The sequence below is a fragment of the Vibrio sp. Y176 genome (assembly GCF_033438945.1).
Genome location: NZ_JAWOQS010000770.1, coordinates 1 through 614, shown reverse-complemented (window position 1 = coordinate 614; position 614 = coordinate 1). Strand labels below are relative to the sequence as shown.

The 614-nt window shown below is 45.1% G+C and carries 2 protein-coding genes; both read left to right on the top strand.

Annotated features, from left to right (window positions below):
• Positions 1–335, top strand: a 335-nt coding sequence (locus tag R7O13_RS28565) for a polysaccharide biosynthesis C-terminal domain-containing protein (RefSeq protein WP_318305422.1), incomplete at its 5' end; no start/stop codon positions are given.
• Between the two features lie 2 nt (positions 336–337).
• Positions 338–614, top strand: a 277-nt coding sequence (locus R7O13_RS28560; protein ID WP_318305421.1) for a VanZ family protein, incomplete at its 3' end; no start/stop codon positions are given.

Sequence of the window (614 nt, the reverse complement as noted above, 5' to 3'; positions counted from 1 at the left end):
TCTTAGTTTGCACCCTATTTCCTGAATTCGTCATGCAATTTTTTGGTCAAGCATTTCTTGCTTCAGCTCCGCTGTTAGTTGTTCTTTCTTTTGGGCAGCTGGTCAATCTCGCTACTGGCTCAGTAGGATTTTTATTGCTAATGAGCGGCCATGAGAGAACGATGAAATACATCACGATTTGTTCAGGCACTATTTCCATCGCTCTTTTGGTTTTTCTTAGCCAAAGCTACGGCGTTCTGGGGGCGGCATGGGCAATGGCGATCGGCATGGCGATCCAAAACCTTGCCGCGCTCTATTTTGTAAAACGCTATTTAGGCTTCTTTCCGGTGGGGTAACGATGACTTCGACGATCGCACGTTTAGGTTTTATTTCTATATCTCTACTGACAATCGGCCTTTCTTTGTGGAAGAGTTCAGAGCTAAATCATGCCGTTTATCTGAATATGGAAAACTATGTTGGAGGCTCAAGCACGCTGCATTTTACGTTTAGCATGTTGATTGGTTTTCTCGCTGTGTTTACCTTCCCTCGCTTTACCCACGCAACCAAAATGGATGCGTTCGGGATTCGACTGCTGTTTTGCTTACTGCTGATCATCTCGGCGGAAGAATTTAGCC